General features: G+C 78.4%; 1 pseudogene. It reads right to left on the reverse strand.

Annotation, left to right across the window (positions count from 1 at the left end):
• Positions 1-472 precede the first annotated feature (472 nt).
• Positions 473-783: pseudogene (locus GQS09_RS28855) on the reverse strand (TetR/AcrR family transcriptional regulator); the annotation flags it as partial.

Consider the following 783-nt stretch of genomic DNA (forward strand, 5'->3'; position numbering starts at 1 on the left):
CGCCCTGTGCGGTGCCCGCCGCGCCGTCCCCGCCGGTGCGGGGGTCGCGCTGGCGGGGCACCGACGAGGCGCCCTTGCCGTCCCGGCCGTGCCGCCCCGGGCGCGGAACCCGGTGCGCGGCGCGCGGCTCGGGCAGGCCCTCCGGACTCGGACCGTCAACACTCATGAACGTGTGCCCCCGTACCCAGGCATCGGCGCGGCGTCCGGCCGCGCGCACTGGCGGCCGGACGCCCGCTGAATTCGGAGATGTACGTCCGTAGCGTGCCATACGGGCACTGCCCGCCCGTCGGCCCGGCGGCGCAAACCACCCGACCGTGCGGTGTGTGCCCGGCATCCCGGACGCCGTTCGCCGTCCGGGACGCCGTACTCGCCGCCCTGGGACGGCTGTTGCACCCTGCTGTGAGCCCCCTCCGGTGTCCCGGCCCGGTGTCCCGGCCCCGTGCCACCGGCCCGGCGCACCGGGCCGGAGGCGTCAGGGATGCACCGGACGCAGCCCCTGCAGCATGATCTCCAGCAGCCGCGCGGCCGCCTCGCTCTGCCGCTGCGGATCGCCCAGCGAGGGCGGTGCCGTGGTGATGACGAGCATGATGTCCGCCACCGTCACATCCGGCCGGAGCTGCCCGGCCGCCCGGGTGCGCTCGACCAGCTGCCCCATGGCGTCCAGCAGCGCCCGGGTCTCGGCCGGCCGCACCGTCACCGCCGTGGCCGTTGCCGTGGACGCCGCCGCCACGGGCGCCGCCGTGGCCGCCGGGGAGGCGGCGGTCGCCGCCCCGGCTCCCGGGC

It is taken from the genome of Streptomyces sp. YIM 98790, from assembly GCF_011421595.1.
In the GTDB taxonomy this organism is placed as follows: Bacteria; Actinomycetota; Actinomycetes; order Streptomycetales; family Streptomycetaceae; genus Streptomyces.